Consider the following 25,181-nt stretch of genomic DNA (forward strand, 5'->3'; position numbering starts at 1 on the left):
GATTGATATAACAGTCCAAGGCCATAATCGTAGTCATAAAACAGGAATGGATTGTGTCTGATATCAAACACTTAGAACCCACCAGAATCTGGGAACATTTTAGCGATCTGTGCCAGATTCCACGTCCATCCGGTCAGGAAGAACAAGTACGGGACCACATTGTTTCATTTGCTGAGCGTCTGGGTCTCGAGAGTTATGTAGATGAAGTCGGCAACCTGATTATCAGGAAACCCGCTACCGCGGGTATGGAAAACCGTGCCGGTGTCATCCTCCAGGGCCACCTGGATATGGTGCCTCAGAAGAATGCTGATACTGATCATGACTTCAGCCGTGATCCCATCAAGGCCTATGTGGATGGTGAATGGGTGACTGCCGCCGGCACCACGCTGGGTGCAGACAATGGCATGGGTATCGCCGCCACTCTGGCAGTTCTGCAGGCCACTGATATCGCTCATGGTCCGATCGAAGCACTGTTCACCATTGATGAAGAGCGCTCCATGGTCGGTGCAGAAGCCCTCAAGCCAGATGTGCTGAAGGGTAAAATCCTGATTAACCTTGATACTGAAGAAGAGGGCGAGGTTTACGTGGGTTGTGCCGGCGGCGTTGATGTTCTGGCCGATGCCACTTACACCGAAGAAACTGCGGGTGCGGATCAGCAGTGGCGCAAACTCACCATCAAGGGTTTGAAAGGCGGTCATTCCGGCTGTGATATCCATTTGCAGCGTGGCAATGCCAGCAAACTGATGATCCGTATGCTCAAGCAGATGCAAACGCTGGGCGTACGCATTGCCACCTTTGAAGGCGGTAATCTCAGTAATGCCATTCCTCGTGAATGTTTTGCTACGGTTGCCATCCCATCAGCGCATGTCGCCGCATTCGATGCGTTGTTTGACAAAGTTGCAGCAATCTTTGGCAATGAACTGCAGGCGGTAGAGCCTGACCTCGTCATGCTGGCTGAAGAAGCCGACGCCCAGGTTCACATCATGGCTGAAAAAGATCAGGCTACCTGGCTTGATGCCCTGGATGCCTGCCCACACGGTGTTGACCGGATGAGCGACAGTGTGCCTGGCGTGGTTGAGACCTCTAACAACCTAGCCATTGTGACCATCTCGGAAGGCAAGATCCATGCGACCTGTTTTGCACGCAGCCTGATTGACAGCGCTACTGAGAGCATGGGGCATCGCCTATGCGGACTGTTTAAGCTCGCGGGTGCCGAAGCGCGTATGGTGGGCATGTTCCCGGGGTGGCAGCCTGATGTTTCCTCTGCCATGCTGGTAACCATGAAACAGACCCATGAGACGCTGTTCGGTAAAGCACCGGAAGTGAAGGTTATCCATGCTGGACTGGAGTGCGGCATTCTGGGCGCGACCTATCCTTCATGGGATATGGTATCCATTGGCCCAACCATCGTGTTCCCTCACTCGCCTGATGAGAAGGTTCACATTGAGAGTGTGGGTCGTTTCTGGCAGTGGTTACAGGCAGCACTGGCTGCTGTGCCGGAAGCTGCCTGATATCGCTGACGTTTGAAGCTGCCGCCAGGGAAGGTGGCCAACAATCATAAAACCCGGTATGCAGGACACCCTATGACCCTCAGTGTGTTTGATTTATTCAAGATCGGTATAGGGCCTTCCAGTTCCCATACCGTTGGCCCTATGAAGGCTGCCTGCCAATTTGTTCGAACGGTTCCACTGCAGGATGTTGCGAGAATTCGGGTTGAACTTTACGGCGCGTTGGCATTAACAGGTGTGGGACATGCCACCGATCAGGCTGTGGTGCTGGGTCTTCTCGGTGAAATGCCGGAAACCATTGATCCTGACACCGCCCCCGAACGTTATCTTGCTATTTGTAAGAACAATCGCTTGACACTGCCCGCTCAAGATCCGATCCCATTCAAGAAAGACACCGATATCATTTTTAACAATACCCCCCTTCCAGAACACCCGAATGGCTTACGTCTGCTGGCATTTAACAAACAGGGAATCACTGTCGCGCAGCAGACCTGGTTTTCAGTAGGCGGCGGTTTTATCGTCTCAGCTGACGAAATCCAAGTGGCAGATAATGTGCAGCCACTGGGTGTCAAGAGTGTTCCGTATCCCTTTGAATCGGCTGAAGAACTTTTAACACTGTGCCGCAATCATAACCTGACTGTCGCGCAATTGATCATGACTAATGAAACGGTTCTGAGTGGAGACACAGGCCGCGTTAAACAAGGCTTGCGGAAGCTCTGGCAGGTTATGGACGACTGCATTGAGCGGGGCTGTCGTTCAGATGGGCTTCTACCTGGCGGGTTGGATGTAAGACGCCGTGCTTCGGGGTTATACCAGGAATTGATGAGTGCGACCCCGGATGTCACTGATCCCTTGCTGGCGATTGACTGGGTCAATCTGTTTGCCCTTGCGGTTAATGAAGAAAACGCTGCCGGAGGTCGGGTGGTTACAGCCCCGACGAATGGCGCAGCCGGTGTTATTCCCGCTGTTATTGCCTATTACATGCGCTTCATTGATGGGGCGGATGAGCAGGGACTGTTTGATTTCATGTTGACTGCTGCGGCCATTGGTATGCTCTACAAAAAAAATGCCTCTATTTCTGCCGCTGAAGTCGGTTGTCAGGGGGAAATTGGCGTTGCCTGCTCAATGGCCGCTGCCGGCTTGACTGCAGTACTTGGTGGCAGCGTAGAGCAGATTGAGAATGCCGCAGAAATTGGTATGGAACATAACCTGGGAATGACCTGTGATCCCATCGCAGGCCTGGTACAGATTCCCTGTATCGAGCGAAACACCATGGGGGCTGTCAAAGCCATCAATGCCGCCCGGCTGGCGTTGCGAGGAGACGGTTCTCATCGTGTAACACTCGATGAAGTCATAGAAACCATGCACCAGACCGGCAAGGACATGCAGAGCAAGTATAAGGAAACCGCGTTAGGGGGCCTGGCTGCTAACGTCATTCTCTGTTGAGTTTCGATAAATCCATATAAAATATGTTCAAATAAACTACTTGCCATGCGATGAAAAAGTGTATAATGCCGCGCTCTGACAGTTTCCCTGTATTCAGTTTCTTCCAAACTGACTTACAAACGTCATATTGAATCAATAGATAGACAGTCAAAAACACTGCCTGATCGTCACGAGGTTGAGGTATTTTCAATGGAAACATCCACCGCAGGAGGAAATCCTATCATTTCAGAAGAACAAGCGCTCGTCGAGCAACGTAGACTGGAAGCGTTACTGGAAATTACCACCTCTCATAATAAGGAAGTACAAGGCCTGAAATCCCAGCTGGAAGCTGCTGAAAAGAAAGTCATGAAATTTTCAGTGCAGGCCAAGAATCTGGATGGTGAAATCAAAAACCTGCGTGCCCAGAACCCTGATCGCATGAAAAAGCAGGTGAAGCGTCTTCAGGAACAAAACCGTGTCCTGACCGCTGAAAACAACACGCTCAAAAGCAAGCAGAAGCAGCTTCAACAGCAGGTGCAGAGCCTGACGCTGGAACTGGAAAAGGCGCAAGCCGAGCAGAAGCAAGAAGAAGCTGCTGCCAGCTGATCGTATCCTACCCGTTAACTGCAGGGACAGAGGGTTATTCAAGTCTATACAAGGTGTAACTTCCGGTGTATTCCTGATACTGAATATCTTATCCGAGAGAGTGGTTTAGCCGCTTTCTTGTGACAGGCATTTCATACTGTTTATTGAATTGTCAGAGTTCTGTCTTCCTGTTGCGTGAGCGCTGGCGGTTTATCCATTGGATATGACCGCCAGCGTTTTCACTATCTGTTACTTGATACTCTCATTTGTGGGTTGCACCAGTACCCAGGGGGCAATCACCACTGCCCACACAAGCCTATCCTGCTCAAACCAGGTGCGGGCTTCTTCATCGCTGACACTGTCCAGCATGCCATTGCTCATCCAGTACTCAATCTTTGACTTTTCATCCTGATGCATTGCCACGGCAGCATCGACAAGATCCAGCCCTTGATGGACATGCAGCGTTTTCCCGCTGGCGAAAAAACGTTGCAGATCATGCCAGCCGATTTTAGCTGTTTCCTGATTAATCAATGCTTTAGGGTCAATATCAGAAGGGGTTTCTTCGTACATGCTGACTCCGCGATGAAGACTGTTGACGGTAAATGTTACCGAATTATTTCGCGTAACAGCAGTACTGAACAGACTGAATCGTATAGCATCCCTATCCATACGATTCAGTCTGGCCTGACACCAGGTCAGCAATGACCTTGGTACCTGGATTTTGTACCTATGTTTCACTCCTAATGGTCTAGCCCTTTCTGGCTGATTTAGAGTATGTCTTTTGGGACCACACTCAAGCAGACACGCCTTATTGCTGCCAATGCCATTGCTGGTTATCGCCACCATGGTAATCCCAGATACCAACACCGCCTCCGTTGGACGTGCGGTAGGCATCAATCACCTTTTTGTGGTTTTTAACGCTGCGGATAAATGTGCCATCCTTGATCCAGCGCTGGTTGTCGCCTCCATGGCAATCCCAGACGATCAGGCGGGTACCATTCAGAACGCCCATGCCGTCAAGGCAGCGATTCGGGTTTTCCCGGTTCCTGATACTGCCTTCTGCGGTGAACTGCCAGTACTGGCTGTCGGTGCCGTCACAGGCTTCCAGGGTAGTATGGGCCAGATTGATCACGCTGTTTCCGTCCAGGCAGAGGTTGTTCATGGTGATCGCACGGTAGCCATCGCTTTCAACGGGATCTTTGGCCGGAAGAGGGAACGTAAAGTCGCCTTCCACCGGGAAGTGGTCGGAAAGATCCCAGTCGCCCCAGAGGCTCGCATCAATACTTCGCGGGGTGAGCAGTGCATTGGTGCTGGTCACCGGCTGGAGATGACGGTTGCTGTACAGCACATAATCCAGATACTCCCGGTACTCTGAAGCCCATTTGTTTACGTGGCCGTCATAGCTGTAGGGGTAGGCGCCTGTTGCCCGGGGTTCGGAGGCATCAAGAATAGCCAGCATCTGATTGTATTCGCCAGGAAAATTGAGTTTGTCTACGTTGAGATCGCCGGCTATAAGAACGGGCTCTGTCGCAGGGATCGCCTGCCCGTCAATAAAGTGCCGGAGTTGCTGAAGGTGTTCAGCCCTGACAGCAATATCCTCTGCACCGGTATAGGCATGGGTATGGGTGCCAAAGACGTGATAGCTATTACCCATTTTGTTGACCTTTGCATAGACAGCGCCTTTGGCTGCCAGGCAACCATCATTGATGCAGCGGTCGTATACCGTCTGGTCTTCTTCCTCAATCGGCCAGCGACTGGCGATAAAGATACCGCCGTCTTCCATTTTTCCGGTTTCATCAACGATGCGGGTGAAATAAGGGTACTCTTCATCCAGTCGGTTAATGAAATTTTGGCGCAGGGTATTATCAAATAACTCCTGGAAAACAATCACGTCATAACCGCTGACGACATCCAGCATGGCGTCCAGGCGCTCAGCGGATTTCCTGGCAATCAGACCCGGCAAGAGAATCCAGGTGTTGTAGGAGAGAACTTTGAGTTTATCGCTGCTTTGGACTGTGGGTTGCTGACGCTCATTATGGATTACATAGTAAAGGTCATCCCCTGATGTGCGGGCTTTCTGGGAACGGAAGGCCAGGGTACTTTGTATGCCATCAAACGATACGGCCTGCTGATGTATCTCCCGGTCATAAAACCATGGTAAATCTCCGGTTTCACTGGCAGCGCTCAGCCACATCTTGCTGAAGCTCAGGGTGCCTGTCAGCTTCTGCTGGAGGGTCACCTGGTTTTGGGTGCCGGAAACCAGGGTGTCCAGAAAATACGTCTTGCCGTTTTTGATGCCTTTATCCCGGTTCATTCGCAGTACCCGCCGGGTAGCCAGTGGCGGTACTTCATCGGCGAGCTGTTCATAATGTTCACCGGCGACCAGCGTAGTATCGCCCCGCACATGGGTTTCTATCTGCAGGGTTTCATAGGTATTGTTGGTGAGGTAAACATAACTTTCTGCAATGGCTGTACTGCTAAAGCAGAACAGCAGAAAGATCTGAAATAGTCTTGTCATAAGGTGTGGCCTATTAAAATTCATTATTCTTTTGGCTGGCTCAGAATAGTGACAAGCGGCAAACGATACAAGACTTATACTGGACATAGGAATAGGCAGTCTGTTGATTTAACGGCAATTGAGAACAAGTGAACATTTATTAATCTGATTTCAACTTGCTTCCGGGGGATTTATGAATATATACGATATTGCACGAAGCGCTGATGTGACTCGCTGGCATTCCGTTCCCTGTCACCGTTATCCCTCGATTGCCGAGCATTCTTTCCTGGTCACAATGTACGCCTGTTCGCTCACTGATGTGGTTTATCCCGATATTTCGCCTGAAGAAAAGCTGGCGCTGGTCCAGTTCTGCCTGTGGCATGATATGCCGGAGACATTGACCGGTGATTTGGCAACACCGCTTAAGCGTCGACTTGAAGCTTCCTTCCCCAAGGGCGACAGCCCCATCGAAAAAATAGAAGAATCCCTCTGCCCTGAATACAAGCGGTTTAAGCATCATCTGCCTGACCGTTTAAAGCGAATTGCCAAACTGGCGGATATCATGGAGGCGATGAAATTCATTCGCAGTGAAGGAAAGGGCGGCGTCAGCCAGCATATTTTTCAGGAGCGCCAGAAAACCTTCAGCCAGCTAGTCAAAGATTCCATGGCACAATACCCAGAGCTGAATTGGCAGGCGGCCGATGGCTTGCTGAATGAGTTGTTAAACGGTAACCCCACCATGATTGATTTTGTTGATGCCTTTCAATAAATCACCTGAATTGTGACTCGCTGCTAAAGTAATCTAAATAAGCAATGTGAAACCATGGACGGTTGACGGTTAATGGAAACCTATTCCCAGCTTATGCCATGGATTAATGGCTCAGTCCTGGTGCTCGTACTGGCAGCATTAATCAGCAACCTGTGGCGTGCGGGTCAGATTTTTGCGATGGCGTTGCTTTATTTTCTGTTTACCGGCCAGTTGGGCGTAGAAGATGCATTGACCAATTTTGTGAACCCTGTACTGATGACGCTGGTTTTGTTATTACTGGTTTCCATTGTTCTTGAAAAAAACCGTTTTATTGAGATGGCCACTCGTCACGCACTGGATTGCGGTTACCGTACGGCGTTACTGCGTCTGTGTACCATGACGGCGTTTTTATCCTCCATGCTAAACAATACCGCCATTGTTGCTGCATTCATGGGTAAGGTGGCAGGCCAAAAGCAGCATGCGGCTTCAAAGCTGCTGATTCCTCTTTCTTATAGCGCTATTGCCGGCGGAATGCTGACGTTGATTGGTACATCGACCAATCTCATTATTAATAGTTTTGTGGTTAGCGCAGGTCTTGAACCGCTTGAATTTGGTGATTTCTTCAAGATTGGTGCACCGGTTGTGATGGCGGTACTCTTCGTGCTGATCGCAACCGGCCAGTACATTTTGCCGGATAGTACCCAATCCAGTGAATCGTATAACAAGTTCCTGATGGAAGCGCGGGTTGAAGAAGGCTCTCCGCTGGTTGGTAAAAGTATCAAGGAAAATGGTTTTCGGGATCTGGAAAGTATCTTCCTCGTCGAAATCTGGCGCGAAGGCCGATTGATTACTCCTGTTCGTCCCAATCGTCGTATACGTGCCAACGATATTCTGATCTTTAATGGTGATCCGAATTTTATTGCCGAACTGGATCGATTTTCCGGTCTGGCCTTGCTTACCGAAGAAGAGAGAATCCCGGTCGGTAATTTGACCGAGGTGGTCATTGCCTCAGGTTCTGACCTGGCGCGCAAGTTTGTCCGTAACCTGGGACTTCGCATACGCTATGATGCTGCCGTTGTAGCCCTGAGCCGGGGAAATCAGGAATTAACCGGAAAATTGTCCAATGTCCGCCTTCAGGTAGGAGACCGGTTGTTGTTGGCCACGGGCGAGGATTTCAGGGCGCTTAGTGAAGAAACAACAGATTTTCATGTTCTACGAGAGCATGTAGCCAGTGGCAGTCTGGATACGCGTAGCAGCGTGATCAGTATTTCGCTGTTTCTGTTTGCCCTGGCGGGTTCCATTATGGGCTTGTTTCCCTTGCTGGAAGGGCTGATCGGTGTATTTATTGTCTATCTTCTGGCTGATTACACGCGTCTGGAAGAACTGCGAAATCGCATCCCGTTTGAACTGATTACTGTTATTGGTTCTGCCCTGGGTATTGCCCAGGTCTTTACTAATGACGGCACCGTCCATGCCATCGCACAAAATGCCGCGATTTATTTGCAGGGCTTTCAGCCTTGGGTAGTGATGACTGGGCTGTTTATTTTAACCATGGTATTGACTGAGGTCGTCACCAATAATGTTGCGGCAGCCTTGTCATTTCCTCTTGCCTTGGGGCTGGCCCAGGTATTAGGGATCGATCCCGGTGCCTTTATTATGACCATTGCCTTTGCTGCCAGCTGCAGCTTTCTCACGCCAGTTGGTTATCAAACCAACCTTATGATTTACAGCGCGGGTAACTATCAATTAACCGATTATCTGCGTGCCGGCTTCCCGGTCATGTTGGTTTATGCCTGCGTTTCTATTTCAATGATTTCATGGTTTTATCTTTTCTAGATATTCCGTCATACAACATCTTGATTAACTGGCTAATATTTATAGCGATTCCTGATTACCTCCATTCATCAGCCACTGCAGAAGCAAATGCTTTGAAAGCCTTGGCATGCTGGCGATAAGAGCAGCTGATTCCATTTTCAGGTGTCAGCGCGAAGATACTTATGCGCCATCTATCCCGCGTGGTAAATGGAAGTCTCGCAAAAGAACTGAACAATGGTGCTAATCAGGTAGCGATTTATGCATGACTTTTTACACGTGCTTGCGATACGTATTCGTTATATGAAGGTCAAGTATGGTCAAGGTTTCAGGAGGTTATATAGCATCATATGCGAAAAAAACTTGTCTTAATGAATGTGGCTGATATCGATAATTGACGGATAAATCGAGAAAAGGTTAGCTTTTTCGGAGGCAAAAAAAACCCGCGTACTGGGGGAAGTATCGCGGGCTAAGACCATTAGGAGTGAAACATAGGTACACAATCCAAGTACCAAGGTCATTGCTGACCTAGCTGACAAGGTTGTAGGGGGACATCAACCTCATCAGCACTGTAAGTATTAACGATATTTTGACATCTTCCAGCCAAGAATTAGACAAAAAACGCATAAAAATGAAATAAATGATTATTAAGGTAAATTATTTGACGGTCGTGAAACCCTAGGTTGCGGTGTCGTCGGGCTTTTCTTTGGGAGGCGTTTGCCGGGGGCCTGATGCAGGTGCGTCGGCTGACAACTTGTCTTTAAAACGTTTGAGATCGCGAATTTGACCCGCCGTCATGTAGAGGTCTGCTTCCTGGCCTTCCAGCGTACTGTCACCATTCCAAGGTAACAGTCGGCAGTCAGACGAGTGTTGGCTGAAGTCCAGGAAGGGGTATTTGATGATGGTGAAATAGGGGGAGTAATCGAAATCCCGAGGCGTACAGAGCTTGGGATTGCGTTGAAACAGCTGCACGCCTTTGTCGCCATTCCGCTTCACCAGGGGCAGGATGGGAAAATGAATAAAACTGAAGGCTTCAGCAATCATGGTTGAACAAACGGTTTTGGTCGCCTGTCCAGGCATGTGGCTGAACAGTGAGGATCTCCAGCGACCGGGAATAAAGCTGTAAGGCAGCAGAAAACGCAATAAATCAAGGATTTGGCGAATGTCGTATTCCTGCCCCAGGCGGCTAACCGCATAATGCAGCACCTGCTGGCCATCGCGATAGCTCATCCCGTTAGGTCGACAGATGCGAACGTGTTCACCTTCATATACCTGCAACGCTCGAATCACCGTGCCAAGCCCCAGCTCACTCTCGATCAGTAATTGATCGTCACTGTCACCGTGATAGCTTTTACTGACGTAGTCTCTCAGTCTCTTATCTTCAATATCATGCAGTTTGCCGATATAGAGGGCGGCATGGGACCAGTTGCTTTGCGTGATTTGCTTGATGACGCCTGCCACGCGGGATCGTCCTTCAATGAGCAGGACGTCCGCAGGTTTCAGTTCGTAGCGAATACGGTCGAAATCACACAGCGTGGCGCCCCGCGCCGGTGAGGTGGGTTGGGCCAGCCATTTTTCTAGCCAGTGAACGATAACACTGAAAGGATTCATTATTGTCTTTCTGCTACTGCCTGATCGAATTATTGGATCCCTTTACTGGTGAGATTAGCACTCCGCTGGATTCAGCCGTGGCGAACCTTATACTTAGTGGACAAGGGTTCCCTATGTGTCAGAACTATGGCGGTATTGCCTGGAGGTCGTGTGACAGATCAGCATCAAACCCGGGATTCTCTGCTAAGTAACCTGGATAAAATAAGAACAGAAGCCGGGCTGCCGCCAGTGCATACCTGGAACCCGCCATTCTGTGGCGATATGGATATGGTCATACGCCGTGATGGCAGTTGGCATTATATGGGTAGTCCGATCGGGCGGGCTTCAATGGTACGGCTGTTTTCAACCATTATGCGGCATGATGATGACGACTGTTATTACCTGGTAACACCGGTCGAGAAAGTCAGGATACAGGTGGAAGATGCGCCGTTTGTTGCCATTGCCGTCGATGCGGAAGGGGAGGGGCAGGATCAGGTGCTGACGTTCACGACTAATGTGGGTGACTCCGTACGGTTGGATAGTGAGCATCCGTTTCGAGTCGATCTTGATCCAGCGTCCGCTGAACCTTCTCCTTATATCCTGGTTCGAGATAGGCTCGAAGCCTTGGTGCATCGGAATATTTTTTACCAGCTCGTTGAAATGGCTGATATTCAGCCAATGGAAGGTAACGATTGGTATGGCATCTGGAGTGGCAGGAATTTCTACAAAATCGCACCAGTTCCATCGCCTTGAAAGGGTAAGAAAAGAGCAAGAAAAAGGGGCGAAACATTCGCCCCATTATTTTACATGTTGGGATAGTTGGGGCCGCCTGTGCCTTCCGGTGCTACCCAGTTGATATTCTGTGCAGGATCCTTGATGTCACAGGTCTTGCAGTGCACACAGTTCTGGGCGTTGATAACGAACCGTTTCTCACCAGACACTTCATCTGCCACGACTTCATAAACCCCGGCAGGGCAGTAACGCTGGGCCGGCTCATCGAATTTCGGCAAGTTGTCGCGTATAGGAAGATCGGCATCCGTCAAGCGCAGATGGCAAGGTTGATCTTCCTCGTGGTTGGTGTTGGAGAGGAAAACGGAACTTAGCTTGTCAAAGCTCAGCTTGCCATCCGGCTTGGGATAGTTCAATTTCGGACAGTCGGCCGCCGGCTTAAGCTGGGCATAATCCGCAGACTTGTCGTGCAGGGTGTAAGGCAATTTACCGTTGAAGATATTGATATCCACCCACGACAAACCACCACCAAGCAAAGCGCCATGCTTGTGCACCAGCGGGCCAAAGTTACGCTGGGCGTGAAGTTCTTCATAAACCCAGGAGCTTTCAAAAGCCTGGGTAAAGGCGCCCAGTTCACTGCCGCCTTCATCACCTGACTTGAGCGTTTCGAAAACAGTTTCCGCTGCGATCATGCCGCTCTTCATGGCAGTATGAGAGCCCTTGATCTTGGCGTAATTCAGGGTGCCGGCATCACAGCCCACCAGCAGGCCGCCGGGAAAAGTCATTTTCGGTAGTGATTGCAGCCCCCCTTTGGCAATTGCGCGTGCACCATAGGAAACACGTTTTCCGCCTTCCAGGAATTGCTTCACAACCGGGCTGTGCTTGTAACGCTGGAATTCATCAAACGGGCTGAGATGAGGATTGCTGTAGTTAAGGTCGGTAATCAGGCCTACAACCACCTGGTTGTTTTCCAGGTGATAGAGGAATCCCCCCCCCATGGAGCCGCTTTCACTTAACGGCCAGCCTGCGGTATGAACGACAAGTCCCTGTTGGTGTTTGTCAGCAGGAATGTCCCACAACTCTTTGATACCAATACCATAATGCTGCGGATCCTTGCCTTCATCCAGCTTGAACTGGCTGATCAGCTGCTTGCCTAAATGACCACGGCAACCTTCGGCAAAGATAGTATACTTGGCACGCAGCTCCATGCCCGGCATATAGCCTTCTTTCTGTTCACCGGTGGCGGAAACCCCCATGTCACCAGTGATGATGCCTTTAACAACACCGTCTTCAACAATGATTTCCTGGGCGGCAAATCCCGGGAAGATTTCTGCGCCTAGTCCTTCTGCCTGCTCCCCCAGCCAGCGGCAGACATTCCCCAAACTGATGATGTAGTTGCCTTCATTATGCATGGTCTTATGCGTCAGGAAGGCGGGGATTTTTTTAGCGTTGTCCTGATCTTTCAGGTAGTAGATATCATCACCCTTGACCGGGGTGTTGAGTGGCGCACCACGCTCTTTCCAGTCCGGGAACAATTCATTCATGGCCCGGGGTTCGAAGACCGCACCCGACAATATATGCGCGCCAACTTCTGAACCTTTCTCAACCACACAGACGGTCAGTTCCTGTTCCGACGCCTGGGCCAGCTGCATCAGGCGGCAGGCTGCGGACAAACCGGACGGACCGGCCCCGATGATGACGACATCGAACTCCATGGATTCGCGTTCCATGACACTCTCCTGCTGCTACGGCTAACCGGACACGGGGTTGGCATCCCCCTGGACCGGCAAACTCACGGCTTTTGGTAAAAATGCGTCTTCGTTGCCTCAAACGCTTGTTTGAATTTTTGTTCGCATTATACTTGGCTTCGCGCAAATGAACAGTGGTCTACCGTAATCATCCTGCGGATAGTCACTACCACGGGTAATGCCCGGGTGATGCCATTATTGTTGATAGTCAGGGTTACTGCCTGTCTTTAAGGGTAGAGTGCAACGACTCACCGGCTTTCCTTGACCCGGTTGCGGCCAGCGGTCAAGATAGCCCGGCACGAGATACGGGATGCTCACATAACAAACCTTATATAACGACCGATGCATCGCCTCCTGGACGCCAACAGTCTGGACAGTTTCAGAGTTGTACAGTCTGCTGGATAAAAAACTGAACGGACAATGTACGAGGAGCTCATGAAGGTTCTTGTAGCGGTAAAAAGAGTCATAGACTACAACGTCAAGGTACGCGTGAAGCCAGATCACAGTGATGTGGATCTGACCAACGTGAAAATGGCCATCAACCCGTTCTGTGAAATCGCGGTTGAAGAAGCGGTTCGCCTGAAAGAGAAGGGCGTGGCTTCCGAGATTGTCGTTGTTTCCATGGGACCCAAAGAGTGTCAGGAGCAGATCCGCACAGCGCTGGCGCTGGGTGCTGATCGCGGCATTCAAGTGCAAACCGAAGAAAAACTGGATTCTCTGTCTGTCGCCAAGCTGCTCAAGGCGATTGTCGATGAAGAAAAGCCCGACCTGATCGTGCTTGGTAAGCAGTCCATCGACAGCGACAACAACCAGACGGGGCAAATGCTGGCTGCACTGGCTGGCCTGCCACAGGGGACTTTCGCGTCTGAAGTTAAAGTTGAAGACGGCAAGGCTGTGGTCACCCGTGAAATCGACGGTGGTCTGCAGACGGTTGCACTGAACCTGCCGGCCGTTGTCACCACCGACCTGCGTCTGAACGAACCCCGTTACGCTTCACTACCCAACATCATGAAAGCCAAGCGTAAGCCGTTGGATGTCAAAACCCCGGCAGAACTAGGCGTTGAGGTGGCTTCCACCATCACCACACTGAAAGTTGAGCCGCCCGCCGAGCGTCAGGCCGGTATCAAGGTCGGCAGCGTGGATGAGCTGGTCGAGAAACTGAAGAACGAGGCAAAGGTGATCTGATGAGTATTCTGGTCGTAGCTGAACACAATAACAGCGCCCTGAACGCTGCTACTAATAACGTCGTGACGGCTGCCAGGGCCATCGGTGATGATATCCACGTCCTGGTCGCCGGCAGCAACTGTGGTGGCGCCGCGGAAGGTGCCGCTCAGATTGAAGGGGTTGCCAAGGTTCTGGTAGCAGACAATGCTGCCTATGAGCACCAGCTGGCTGAAAACACCAGCCTGCTGATCGCAGAACTGGGCAAAAACTATTCCCACGTACTGGCCGCTGCCACTACTACTGGCAAGAACACCATGCCGCGTGTGGCTGCACTGCTGGATGTTGATCAGATTTCTGACATCGTGGCTGTCGAAAGTGCTGACACGTTCAAGCGTCCGATCTATGCCGGTAATGCTATTGCAACCGTGCAGTCCAGCGCACCGATCAAGGTCATCACTGTGCGTGGTACCGGATTCGATGCCGCAGCAAATGGTGGCAGTGCTTCCATTGAAGCGCTGGCTTCTGCGCATGATGCAGGTAACTCTGCCTTTGTTGGTGAAGAACTGGCCAAGTCTGATCGTCCGGAACTGACGGCTGCGGATATCGTGGTATCCGGTGGTCGTGGTATGGGTAACGGTGAGAATTTTGAAATTCTCTACAGCCTCGCAGATAAACTGGGAGCTGCGGTCGGAGCCTCCCGTGCAGCAGTTGACGCCGGTTTTGTACCTAATGATATGCAGGTCGGTCAGACCGGCAAGATCGTTGCGCCGCAGCTGTATGTTGCCGTTGGTATTTCTGGTGCCATCCAGCATCTGGCCGGTATGAAGGACTCCAAAGTCATTGTTGCCATCAACAAGGACGAGGAAGCGCCCATCTTCCAGGTGGCAGACTACGGCCTGGTCGCAGACCTGTTTGATGCCGTGCCGGAACTGGCCGGCAAGCTCTAAGGCAACCCAAAAGGCCCACGAAAGTGGGCCTTGTTTTATCCGCTCTATCTGCTCTGGATTCGACAATCAGGGCTGTTGCATGACAGCCTGTGTTTGTTAGTATGGTTTTACGCTGCAATGGCTGGGATGCCAACTGCAATAATAACGACAAGAGCAGGAAGCGGGTGTCTATCGGGGGTACGCGAGTGGTTTCAATTCTTGTAGCAGACGACCATGATCTGGTTCGGACAGGGATTGTAAGGATGCTATCCGATGTTGATGATTTTGATGTCATCGGTGAGGTATCGACGGGCGAGGAGGCCATTGCATTCTGCCGTCAGCATACACCTGATGTGATCTTGATGGATGTCCGCATGCCAGGCATTGGCGGTCTGGAAGCGACCCGAAAGCTGCAGCATTGCAGCCCTGCCTCGAAAATCATTGCTGTTACCGTTTATTCTGATGATCCTTATCCCAGTCGCTTACTGGAAGCGGGCGCTTCTGGCTACCTGACGAAAGGGGCGGGACTGGATGAGATGGTCACAGCCATTCGGGCAGTTGTGTCGGGAAATCGTTATATCAGCCCTGAAATTGCCCAGCAGATGGCGCTGAAACCCTTCAGTAAGAAGTCTGACAATCCCTTTGAACAACTCTCCCAGCGCGAACTTCAGATTGCGACCATGATTGTCCAGTGCCAGAAGGTACAGGATATTTCTGACAAGCTCTGTCTCAGCCCGAAAACCGTCAACAGTTATCGCTACCGGATTTTTGACAAGCTTGAGATCAACAGCGATGTGGAATTGACGCATCTGGCCATCCGGCATGCACTGGTTGATACACAGACAATGGCAATATAACCGGTTGGCGAGTGCAGTGTGGCAGCGTTCACGTTACCATTCGGTAGAATTGACCGGATGTGCCTGTTATGCCGACAGATAGTAACGCCTTTGATCATCAGACTTATCTAAAAAATGCGCCGGAACAACCGGGCATCTACAAAATGCTGGATGGTAATGCCGACGTGCTTTATGTCGGCAAGGCCAAAAATCTGAAAAAACGGTTATCCAGTTATTTCCGCAAGCAGGGGTTGGCGGTCAAGACACAGGCGATGGTCGCCAGAATTCAGGCCATTGAAACAGTGGTGACCAATACCGAATCAGAGGCTCTAATTCTTGAGCAGAACCTGATCAAAACCCTGAAGCCGCCGTATAACATTCTTCTTCGGGATGATAAATCCTACCCATTTATCTACCTGTCCAATAAAGACTGTTTTCCCCGTCTTGCTCTGCACCGTGGCAGAAAAAACCAGAAAGGCCGTTTCTTTGGACCTTATCCCAGCGCCGGTGCGGCCCGCGAAACACTGGGTATTCTCCAGAAAATCTTCAAAGTCAGGCAATGCGAAGACAGCTTTTTCAGGAACCGGACCCGGCCTTGTCTGCAATACCAGATTAATCGCTGTAAGGCGCCTTGTGTCGATTTGGTGGATGAGCAGGAATATGGCCGGGATGTCCAGGATTCCGTTCGATTCCTGGAAGGAAAAAGCCAGGAAATCATCTTCGACCTGATTGGCAAAATGGATGAAGCGGCAGAATCGCTGGAGTTTGAGCAGGCAGCAGTCTTTCGCGATCAGGTTAATTTTCTGCGCCAGACCCAGGAAGGACAGGCTATCAGTGCCCAGCGAGGCGATGCTGATGTGCTGGGTATCGCCTGGGAGCCGGCGGGATGCTGTGTCATTGTGATTTTTGTACGTCAGGGCAGGGTGCTTGGCACCCGGCAGTTTCATCCGGATTTTAAGTTGGAGACAACCCGTGAAGCGGCTCTGCTCAGTTTCCTGGCGAATTTCTATATCCGGAATGCGGATGCCCGGGACTTTCCTGCCGAGATCGTGATCCCCTGCGCCGTGGATGATCAGGAGTTGCTGGAAACGACATTACGGGAGGTGGCTGGAAAGGCCATATCCCTGCGGTATCAAGTCCGTAGTGACAGGAAGCGCTGGCTGGAGTTAGCAGATAAAAATGCAGTACAGGCCCTGGCGGTATGGCTGGCAGATCGAAAGAACATATATCAGCGATTCCTGATGCTACAGCAGGCGCTGCAAATGCCCGCCGTGCCTGAACGCATCGAATGCTTTGATATCAGCCATACCATGGGTGAAGGGACAGTGGCCTCTTGCGTGGTCTTTGATCAGCAGGGCGCCGTCAAATCGGATTATCGGCGCTTTAATATTCGTGACATAACTCCCGGCGATGATTATGCAGCAATAGGGCAGGCCGTAGAGCGACGTTATGCCCGATTACTCACCGGGGAGGGAAAAATGCCTGATCTGATCCTGATTGACGGCGGTGCTGGCCAGTTGGGCAAGGCCATGGAATCTCTGGAAAATCTGCAGTTGACCAGTATTACGGTCGTAGGTGTTGGAAAAGGGGAGACCCGTAAACCCGGCATGGAAACGCTGCTGGACGGTGTCACGGGCAAAGAATACGTGCTGGAACCCACCAGCCCGGCATTACACCTGGTTCAGCAGGTCAGGGATGAAGCGCACCGTTTCGCCATTACCGGTCACCGTCAGCGTCGTGAAGGTAGACGTAAAAAGTCGACGTTGGAGGATATCCCAGGCGTGGGCGCCAAAAGACGCTCGGCATTGCTGAAATATTTTGGCGGCTTGCAGGCGATTCAGCAGGCGACAGTGGCAGAGTTAAGCAAGGTCAATGGCATTAGCAAGGCGCTGGCGCAGGAAATCCATGATCACCTGCACCGCTAAAAGAATCGTGTACTGCGTATGATTATTTATCCAATCAACGCCCGGTAACTGTTACACTGGCGCCCAAAATCGGGAGTGCCTCCCTGTAGTGGATGATTTTCAGGCTCATTTCAGACGATGAATATACCGAATATTTTGACATTGATCCGTTTGCTACTGATTCCGGTCATCGTGGTGGTCATATATCTCCCGTATAACTGGACGCATCTGGCCAGCGCCAGCATTTTCATGGTTGCATCGATAACTGACTGGTTTGACGGTTACCTGGCGCGAAGACTGAACCAGACGACCCCGTTTGGGGCGTTCCTTGATCCCGTGGCGGACAAGCTGATGGTTGCCGTGGCGCTGGCCACCCTGATTGAGAAGTTCGACAGTCCGCTGCTGACCATCCCGGCGCTGATTATCATCGGGCGGGAGATCATGATTTCCGCCTTGCGGGAATGGATGGCGGAGATTGGCAAGCGCACCAGTGTCGCCGTCAGTTTCATCGGCAAACTGAAAACTGCGATGCAGATGCTCGCCATCACCCTGTTGCTCTGGGCGCCGGGTTTTTCCGACAGCCTGGTGGGGGCGTCCGGCATGGTTTTGCTCTATGTTGCGGCGATTCTCACGTTATGGTCTATGGTTGTATACCTGAAAGCCGCCTGGCCGGAACTGGATCCTTTTGGTCCTAAATAATCTGTTATTTATCAAATGGTTGACAGATTGTAATAAGTCCATACAATAGCCCTCGTCTTCTGCAGGGCAGCGCGGGAATAGCTCAGTTGGTAGAGCACAACCTTGCCAAGGTTGGGGTCGCGAGTTCGAGTCTCGTTTCCCGCTCCACGCTTTATGCAGAAAACCTTCAAGGCGGGTTGGTAGAGCGGTTATACAGTGGACTGCAACTCCATCCAGGCCGGTTCGACTCCGGTGCCCGCCTCCATTTTTCATCAAAGTCTTTGATGAAGCACGGTAAGACGATTTATGATGTGGTGTCCGGAAAGTGATTTCCGGTGATGAATTTACGCCCGGATGGTGAAATTGGTAGACACAAGGGATTTAAAATCCCTCGACCGTTAGGTCGTGCCGGTTCGATTCCGGCTCCGGGCACCATATTGACAGTATCTGAAAGTTTTAAGGCGGGTTGGTAGAGCGGTTATACAGTGGACTGCAACTCCATCTAGGCCGGTTCAACTCCGGTGCCCGCCTCCAATAGAAAGGGAGCCAGATGGCTCCCTTTTTTTTATTTCTGTTTTTTAAGTTAACCATTTGCAAAAAAAGAACGCCGGTAATTGCCGGCGTTCTTTTTTCACTTTTGGCGAGTGTTCAGTATTAGAACTGCTCTTCTTCGGTAGAACCGGTCAGCGCTGTTACGGAAGACTGGCCACCCTGGATAACAGTGGTCATATCATCGAAGTAACCCGTACCGACTTCCTGCTGGTGAGCAACGAAGGTGTACCCCTTCTCGGCAGCAGCGAACTCAGGCTCCTGAACCATTTCAACGTAGTGCTTCATGCCTTCGCCCTGGGCATAGTTGTGCGCCAGTTCGAACATGTTGTACCACATGTTATGGATACCCGCGAGGGTGATGAACTGGTACTTGTAGCCCATGTCAGACAGTTCCTGCTGGAACTTGGCGATGGTGGCGTCGTCCAGGTTCTTCTTCCAGTTGAAGCTCGGCGAGCAGTTGTAGGCCAGCAGCTGGTCCGGGTACTCGGCGCGGATAGCTTCGGCGAACTTGCGGGCTTCGTCCAGATCCGGTGTGGCAGTTTCACACCAGAGCAGGTCAGCATAAGGCGCATAGGCCAGACCACGTGCGATGGCCTGATCAATGCCGGCTTTAACGCGGAAGAAACCTTCCGGGGTGCGCTCACCGGTCAGGAAGGGCGCATCGTACTCGTCGCAGTCGGAGGTGATCAGGTCCGCAGCGTTGGCGTCGGTACGGGCCAGTACGATGGTCGGTACGTCGGCAACGTCAGCCGCCAGACGGGCAGCGATCAGTTTCTGAACCGCTTCCTGGGTCGGAACCAGTACCTTGCCACCCATGTGGCCACACTTCTTGACGGAAGCCAGCTGGTCTTCGAAGTGAACACCGGCGGCACCGGCTTCGATCATGTGCTTCATCAGCTCGTAAGCGTTCAGAACGCCACCGAAACCGGCTTCGGCGTCAGCAACGATAGGCGCGAACATGTTGGTGTAGTTGTCATCACCCGGGTTAACACCGTTCTTCCACTGAATCTGGTCAGCACGGCGGAAGCTGTTGTTGATGCGCTTGATGACGGCAGGAACAGAGTCCACCGGATACAGGGACTGGTCAGGGTACATGCTGCTGGCAGAGTTGTTATCTGCAGCAACCTGCCAGCCAGACAGGTAAATGGCTTCAATACCAGCCTTAACCTGTTGAACCGCCTGACCGCCAGTCAGGGCGCCAAGGCAGTTCACATAACCTTTCCTGGCCTGGCCACCGTAAACCAGATCCCAGAGCTTCTCAGCACCCTGGCGGGCGATGGTGTTCTCGATCTTGACGGAACCGCGCAGGCGGACAACATCTTCCGCGGTATAGGTACGCTTGACGTTTTTCCAGCGGGGATTCTCGGCCCAGTCCTTCTCAATGCGGGCGATTTCTTCCTGGCGGTTATAGGCAGTCATGCGTTACTCCTGTAGTGATTGATATTGGTGAGCTACATGAACGTGACGAATTCTATGGAGTGTGAGAAAATTTCGGAAATTTATAGTTATTATCTTCGACATAAAAATGATGAATAACAGGCAGGGATGCGCTGACCAGAAGTCGCCATAAGCATGAATGTATCGAGAATTGATCTGAATTTGCTGGTTTACCTGGATGCCTTGTTGAGGGAGAGAAACGTCACCCGTGCAGCAGACCAGTTAGGCATTACCCAGCCTGCCATGAGTAATGGCCTGCGGCGGTTGCGGGATCTGTTTGAAGATCCACTCCTTGTCAGAACCAGTGATGGTATGACACCCACGGAGCGCGCCCGTCAGTTACAGCCTATCGTGCGCAATGTTCTGGCTGAGATTGAGCAAGCCGTTCAGCCTCGTAAACCCTTTGAGAGTGCCACCAGCCGACGGGTTTTCCGGATTATGGCCAGTGATTATGCGGAATCCACGCTGATTCCTCAGGTCCTGCGTCAGCTACGTCTTGAAGCGCCGGATGTCACCCTGGATGTATTGACGCCCAGCGATGTCAGCTTTCAGGATGTTGAACGGGGCAGGGTGGATATGGCCATCAACCGCTTTGACGATATGCCCCAGTCTTTCCATCAGGCGATTATCTGGGAAGATGACTTTTCCTGCCTGATCAGTCGCAGCAATCCTATTCTGGATGAGTTTATTCTGGAGAATTACCTTGCCGCCCGGCATGTCTGGGTCAGCAAAACCGGTATGGGAGTTGGTGTAGGCGTGAACCCGGAAGATGTTCAGCGGCTGGGCTGGGTCGATGAGGCTCTGGATAGACTGGGAAAGAAGCGAACGATTTCAGTGTTTACCCGACATTATCAGGTGGCTATGCAGCTGGTGCGCAATAACGACCTTATTGCGACCCTGCCTACCCGGGCTGCCCGGCTTCAGACTGGCGGTGGTGACCTTGTGGCTCTGGCGCCGCCGTTCGATATCCCATCCTTTGAGCTGAAAATGGCGTGGAGTCCTTTGCTGCAGCAGGACTCCGGGCATCAGTGGCTAAGAAGACTGATAATTTCGTTAGCCCAGAAAATGTAAAAACAAAGAAGCCAGCAATATGCTGGCTTCTCTATCTATTGGTTTAAGCTAATTGGCTTAGAACTGCTCTTCTTCGGTAGAACCAGTCAGCGCTGTGACAGAAGACTTACCACCCTGAATAACTGTGGTCATGTCATCGAAGTAACCCGTACCGACTTCCTGCTGGTGCGCTACGAAAGTGTAACCCTTCTCGGCAGCAGCAAACTCAGGCTCCTGAACCATTTCAACGTAGTGCTTCATGCCTTCGCCCTGAGCATAGTTGTGCGCCAGTTCGAACATGTTGTACCACATGTTATGGATGCCCGCGAGGGTGATGAACTGGTACTTGTAGCCCATGTCAGACAGCTCCTGCTGGAACTTGGCGATAGTGGCATCGTCCAGATTTTTCTTCCAGTTGAAGCTTGGTGAGCAGTTGTAGGCCAGCAGCTGGTCCGGGTACTCGGCGCGAATAGCTTCGGCGAACTTGCGGGCTTCTTCCAGATCCGGTGTGGCAGTTTCACACCAGAGCAGGTCAGCATAAGGCGCGTAAGCCAGGCCACGGGCAATGGCCTGATCGATACCTGCTTTAACGCGGAAGAAACCTTCCGGGGTGCGCTCACCGGTCAGGAAGGGCGCATCGTACTCGTCGCAGTCGGAGGTGATCAGGTCCGCAGCGTTGGCGTCGGTACGGGCCAGTACGATGGTCGGTACGTCGGCAACGTCAGCCGCCAGACGGGCAGCGATCAGTTTCTGAACCGCTTCCTGGGTCGGAACCAGTACCTTGCCACCCATGTGGCCACACTTCTTGACGGAAGCCAGCTGGTCTTCGAAGTGAACACCGGCGGCACCGGCTTCGATCATGTGCTTCATCAGCTCGTAAGCGTTCAGAACGCCACCGAAACCGGCTTCGGCGTCAGCAACGATAGGCGCGAACATGTTGGTGTAGTTGTCATCACCCGGGTTAACACCGTTCTTCCACTGAATCTGGTCAGCACGGCGGAAGCTGTTGTTGATGCGCTTGATGACGGCAGGAACAGAGTCCACCGGATACAGGGACTGGTCAGGGTACATGCTGCTGGCAGAGTTGTTATCTGCAGCAACCTGCCAGCCAGACAGGTAAATGGCTTCAATACCAGCCTTAACCTGTTGAACCGCCTGACCGCCAGTCAGGGCGCCAAGGCAGTTCACATAACCTTTCCTGGCCTGGCCACCGTAAACCAGATCCCAGAGCTTCTCAGCACCCTGGCGGGCGATGGTGTTCTCGATCTTGACGGAACCGCGCAGGCGGACAACATCTTCCGCAGTGTAGGTACGCTTGACGTTTTTCCAGCGGGGATTCTCGGCCCAGTCCTTCTCGATGCGGGCGATTTCTTCTTGGCGATTATAAATGGTCATGTTTCGCTCCTGACTTCTGGAATGAGCGTCTGGCGCTTGCAAACAGGTTGGTTGATACCCCTCAATACCGTGCCAACCTTAAGGCACCAGCCGCATGCCGGAGGCATTGTAAGTGGAACTACGGATAGGGGGCAATTTTTATTTTTTATACCGAATATGCCCTGTATGAATTGCTGCCGGCATGACATAAGCAACAGTTAGTCAGTAGAACATGATGGTCAGGTGTCCGATTTTATTCATCCGGGAAATAGCGGTCATAAAGACGATAAATTAGCGGAATCCTAGTGGCATCTTCTAGAATTTTCCGGCATTTTCACACTCCTATACCCTGAAACCTGCTGTTCGCCGGGGGAGGCTTGGGGTTGGCAGGACAGGATTGTTCACCAGGGCTGAGAGGCATAATAACGATGACAGAACGCATACAAGCAGGTGGTCTCCAGGTTGCCAAGGTTTTACATGACCTGGTTGCCAACGAGATAGCGCCGGGAACAGGGGTGGATTCCGATCGCTTCTGGGCCGAACTGGAAAACATTGTCACTGAGCTGGCGCCGGTCAACAAAGCCTTGCTGGAGCGCCGTGATGACCTGCAGGCGCAAATCGATGCGTGGCATCAGCAGCGTCGCGGTCAGGCACACAATGCGGTTGAATACCGTGCTTTCCTTGAACAGATTGGTTATCTGTTGCCTGAAGCGGACGATTTCTCAATCACCACCGAGAATGTTGATCCCGAAATCGCGAAACTGGCAGGTCCCCAGTTGGTTGTCCCTGTCATGAATGCCCGCTACGCGCTGAATGCCGCCAATGCCCGGTGGGGTAGCCTGTATGATGCACTCTATGGCACGGATGTCATTTCTGAGCAGGACGGTGCCGAGAAAGGGAAGGGATACAACCCAGGGCGTGGCGCCAAGGTTATTGCCTATGCCCGACGTTTTCTCGATGAGGCCGCACCGCTTGCCAAAGGTTCGCATGCAGATGTATGCGGTTATGGCATCAAGGAAGGTCAGCTGGCGGTTAAACTGAAAGACGGTTCTGAAGCTGCGCTTCAGCGTCCGGAGCAGTTTGCTGGCTACAAGGGTGAACTGGTTAACCCAACCGCAATTCTCATACAAAACAATGGGTTGCATCTGGAAATTCAGATTGATCCTGGCCATGTGATTGGTAAGGACGATTCAGCTAACGTCAAGGACGTACTGCTGGAATCGGCACTGACCACCATCATGGACTGTGAAGATTCTGTTGCAGCAGTTGATGCTGAAGACAAAGCTGTTGTCTATGGCAACTGGCTGGGACTAATGAAAGGCACGCTGGGCATTGAGTTCCAGAAAGGGGATCGCACTGTCACCCGCAGCCTGAATCCCGATCGCGAGTATCTGACACCTGACGAAAATACGCTGTCGTTGCCTGGTCGCAGCCTGATGTTTGTCCGAAACGTAGGTCATTTGATGACCAATGAAGCGGTTCTGGACAAAGAGGGTAATGAGATCCCCGAGGGCATTCTTGATGGCATGGTAACGTCCTTGATTGCCATTCATGATCTCAAGGGCAATGGCCCGTACAGCAATTCACGAACGGGTAGCGTTTACATCGTTAAGCCCAAGATGCACGGCCCTGAAGAAGTAGCATTTACCGACACACTCTTCGGGCGGATTGAACAAGCACTGGACTTGCCCGTGAACACGCTCAAAGTCGGCATTATGGATGAAGAGCGCCGTACCACGGTGAATCTCAAGGCCTGTATCGCCGCCGCCAAAGAGCGTGTCGTGTTCATCAATACCGGATTCCTTGACCGGACAGGGGATGAAATCCATACCTCTATGGATGCGGGACCGGTGGTCCGCAAAGGCCCTATGAAAAATGAAGCCTGGATCAAGGCGTATGAGGACTGGAATGTCGATACTGGTCTTGCCACCGGCCTGAAAGGGCGGGCGCAGATCGGTAAGGGAATGTGGCCAATTCCTGACCAGATGGAGCAGATGATGTCGGTCAAGATTGGTCATCCCAAGGCGGGAGCGAATACTGCATGGGTGCCGTCGCCGACAGCCGCTACCCTGCATGCCATCCATTATCATCAGGTCAATGTGGCAGATGTGCAGATCGAACTGGCTAATCGCCAGCGCGCGAGTCTGGATGACATCCTGACACTGCCTTTGCTTGATGATCCTGCCGCACTGACAGCAGAAGATATTCAGCAGGAACTGGACAATAACGCCCAGGGTATTCTGGGTTATGTTGTCCGCTGGGTTGACCATGGCGTCGGCTGTTCCAAGGTGCCGGATATCAATGATGTAGGCCTGATGGAAGATCGCGCCACGCTGCGTATTTCCAGCCAGCACATCGCCAACTGGTTACGTCATGGTGTTTGCACGCAAGAACAAGTGATGGAAACCATGCAGCGCATGGCTGCCGTGGTTGACCGTCAGAATGCTGAAGATCCTGAGTATCGCAATATGGCGCCAAACTTTGACGGGAGTGTGGCTTTCCAGGCAGCCTGCGACCTGGTGTTCAAGGGAACAGAGCAGCCTAATGGTTACACAGAACCGGTTCTCCATGCACGTCGTCGGGAAGCCAAGGCCAAGTTTGGTTGTTAACAGGGTCGC

General features: G+C 51.8%; 19 protein-coding genes and 4 tRNA genes. 17 read left to right on the forward strand and 6 right to left on the reverse strand.

Annotation, left to right across the window (positions count from 1 at the left end; genetic code table 11):
- Positions 1-53: 53 nt before the first annotated feature.
- The 3 genes from AC27K1_RS02925 (at position 54) to AC27K1_RS02935 (ending at position 3,539) form a co-directional block, all read left to right on the forward strand.
- Positions 54-1,511, forward strand: coding sequence for an aminoacyl-histidine dipeptidase (locus AC27K1_RS02925; RefSeq protein ID WP_487148180.1), 1,458 nt, complete (start codon positions 54-56; stop codon positions 1,509-1,511).
- Positions 1,512-1,583: 72 nt separating this feature from the next.
- Entirely contained in the window at positions 1,584-2,954 is a 1,371-nt protein-coding gene (locus tag AC27K1_RS02930) for an L-serine ammonia-lyase (protein WP_487148181.1), read from the forward strand.
- A gap of 189 nt (positions 2,955-3,143) precedes the next feature.
- On the forward strand, positions 3,144-3,539 hold the full coding sequence (locus AC27K1_RS02935) for a hypothetical protein (protein ID WP_487148183.1): 396 nt from the start codon (positions 3,144-3,146) through the stop codon (positions 3,537-3,539).
- A gap of 228 nt (positions 3,540-3,767) precedes the next feature.
- Here AC27K1_RS02935 and AC27K1_RS02940 read toward each other — a convergent pair whose 3' ends face one another.
- Both AC27K1_RS02940 and AC27K1_RS02945 read right to left on the reverse strand, forming a co-directional pair.
- Complete coding sequence (locus AC27K1_RS02940; RefSeq protein ID WP_487148184.1) at positions 3,768-4,088, reverse strand: DUF2288 domain-containing protein; 321 nt, start codon at positions 4,086-4,088, stop codon at positions 3,768-3,770.
- Between the two features lie 238 nt (positions 4,089-4,326).
- Positions 4,327-6,036: a ricin-type beta-trefoil lectin domain protein gene (locus tag AC27K1_RS02945; RefSeq protein WP_487148185.1), complete on the reverse strand. Its 1,710-nt coding sequence runs from the start codon at positions 6,034-6,036 to the stop codon at positions 4,327-4,329.
- 172 nt (positions 6,037-6,208) lie between these two features.
- Here AC27K1_RS02945 and AC27K1_RS02950 point away from each other — a divergent pair, with 172 nt between their 5' ends.
- Both AC27K1_RS02950 and AC27K1_RS02955 read left to right on the forward strand, forming a co-directional pair.
- Positions 6,209-6,784, forward strand: coding sequence for a YfbR-like 5'-deoxynucleotidase (locus AC27K1_RS02950; protein ID WP_487148187.1), 576 nt, complete (start codon positions 6,209-6,211; stop codon positions 6,782-6,784).
- A 72-nt stretch (positions 6,785-6,856) separates the two neighbouring features.
- Positions 6,857-8,599, forward strand: coding sequence for an SLC13 family permease (locus AC27K1_RS02955; protein ID WP_487148188.1), 1,743 nt, complete (start codon positions 6,857-6,859; stop codon positions 8,597-8,599).
- 654 nt (positions 8,600-9,253) lie between these two features.
- Here the strand turns inward: AC27K1_RS02955 and AC27K1_RS02960 are convergent.
- A complete protein-coding gene (locus tag AC27K1_RS02960; RefSeq protein ID WP_487148190.1) occupies positions 9,254-10,186 on the reverse strand; it encodes a YiiX/YebB-like N1pC/P60 family cysteine hydrolase in 933 nt (310 codons plus the stop codon).
- Positions 10,187-10,336: 150 nt separating this feature from the next.
- Here AC27K1_RS02960 and AC27K1_RS02965 point away from each other — a divergent pair, with 150 nt between their 5' ends.
- A complete protein-coding gene (locus tag AC27K1_RS02965) occupies positions 10,337-10,918 on the forward strand; it encodes a DUF1285 domain-containing protein (RefSeq protein ID WP_487148191.1) in 582 nt (193 codons plus the stop codon).
- Positions 10,919-10,968: 50 nt separating this feature from the next.
- On the opposite strand, the gene AC27K1_RS02970 is transcribed toward AC27K1_RS02965, so the two are convergent.
- The gene (locus AC27K1_RS02970; protein ID WP_487148193.1) at positions 10,969-12,624 is read right to left on the reverse strand and encodes an electron transfer flavoprotein-ubiquinone oxidoreductase; all 1,656 of its coding nucleotides are present in this window, start codon (positions 12,622-12,624) and stop codon (positions 10,969-10,971) included.
- 453 nt (positions 12,625-13,077) lie between these two features.
- Here AC27K1_RS02970 and AC27K1_RS02975 point away from each other — a divergent pair, with 453 nt between their 5' ends.
- The 9 genes from AC27K1_RS02975 to AC27K1_RS03015 all read left to right on the forward strand — a co-directional run bounded on the left by AC27K1_RS02975 (position 13,078) and on the right by AC27K1_RS03015 (position 18,684).
- Entirely contained in the window at positions 13,078-13,827 is a 750-nt protein-coding gene (locus AC27K1_RS02975) for an electron transfer flavoprotein subunit beta/FixA family protein (protein WP_487148195.1), read from the forward strand.
- Positions 13,827-14,753, forward strand: a complete 927-nt coding sequence (locus tag AC27K1_RS02980) for an electron transfer flavoprotein subunit alpha/FixB family protein (protein ID WP_487148196.1) — start codon at positions 13,827-13,829, stop codon at positions 14,751-14,753. The genes AC27K1_RS02975 and AC27K1_RS02980 overlap by 1 nt, the downstream gene beginning before the upstream one ends.
- Before the next feature lie 185 nt (positions 14,754-14,938).
- Complete coding sequence (uvrY, locus tag AC27K1_RS02985) at positions 14,939-15,589, forward strand: UvrY/SirA/GacA family response regulator transcription factor (protein WP_487148198.1); 651 nt, start codon at positions 14,939-14,941, stop codon at positions 15,587-15,589.
- Between the two features lie 68 nt (positions 15,590-15,657).
- A complete protein-coding gene (uvrC, locus tag AC27K1_RS02990) occupies positions 15,658-17,493 on the forward strand; it encodes an excinuclease ABC subunit UvrC (protein ID WP_487148200.1) in 1,836 nt (611 codons plus the stop codon).
- A 117-nt stretch (positions 17,494-17,610) separates the two neighbouring features.
- Positions 17,611-18,171: a CDP-diacylglycerol--glycerol-3-phosphate 3-phosphatidyltransferase gene (gene pgsA, locus AC27K1_RS02995; protein ID WP_487148202.1), complete on the forward strand. Its 561-nt coding sequence runs from the start codon at positions 17,611-17,613 to the stop codon at positions 18,169-18,171.
- Positions 18,172-18,242: 71 nt separating this feature from the next.
- Positions 18,243-18,318 (forward strand) — tRNA-Gly (locus tag AC27K1_RS03000).
- Between the two features lie 23 nt (positions 18,319-18,341).
- Positions 18,342-18,415: transfer RNA gene (locus AC27K1_RS03005), tRNA-Cys, on the forward strand.
- Between the two features lie 83 nt (positions 18,416-18,498).
- A tRNA-Leu gene (locus AC27K1_RS03010) sits at positions 18,499-18,585 on the forward strand.
- A gap of 25 nt (positions 18,586-18,610) precedes the next feature.
- Positions 18,611-18,684, forward strand: a tRNA-Cys gene (locus tag AC27K1_RS03015).
- A 120-nt stretch (positions 18,685-18,804) separates the two neighbouring features.
- Here the strand turns inward: AC27K1_RS03015 and aceA (AC27K1_RS03020) are convergent.
- Positions 18,805-20,121 (reverse strand): isocitrate lyase, encoded by a 1,317-nt coding sequence (aceA, locus tag AC27K1_RS03020; protein ID WP_395178492.1) that lies wholly within the window; start codon positions 20,119-20,121, stop codon positions 18,805-18,807.
- A gap of 153 nt (positions 20,122-20,274) precedes the next feature.
- Between aceA (AC27K1_RS03020) and AC27K1_RS03025 the strand changes: the two genes are divergently transcribed.
- A complete protein-coding gene (locus AC27K1_RS03025; protein WP_487148204.1) occupies positions 20,275-21,210 on the forward strand; it encodes a LysR family transcriptional regulator in 936 nt (311 codons plus the stop codon).
- Between the two features lie 57 nt (positions 21,211-21,267).
- Here the strand turns inward: AC27K1_RS03025 and aceA (AC27K1_RS03030) are convergent, their stop codons facing one another.
- Positions 21,268-22,584, reverse strand: coding sequence for an isocitrate lyase (gene aceA / locus AC27K1_RS03030; protein WP_487148205.1), 1,317 nt, complete (start codon positions 22,582-22,584; stop codon positions 21,268-21,270).
- A 407-nt stretch (positions 22,585-22,991) separates the two neighbouring features.
- On the opposite strand from aceA (AC27K1_RS03030), the gene AC27K1_RS03035 reads away from it, so the two are divergent.
- The gene (locus AC27K1_RS03035) at positions 22,992-25,172 is read left to right on the forward strand and encodes a malate synthase G (RefSeq protein WP_487148207.1); all 2,181 of its coding nucleotides are present in this window, start codon (positions 22,992-22,994) and stop codon (positions 25,170-25,172) included.
- The last annotated feature ends 9 nt before the right edge of the window (positions 25,173-25,181 follow it).

Source organism: Kistimonas ophiarachnellae (assembly GCF_057552235.1).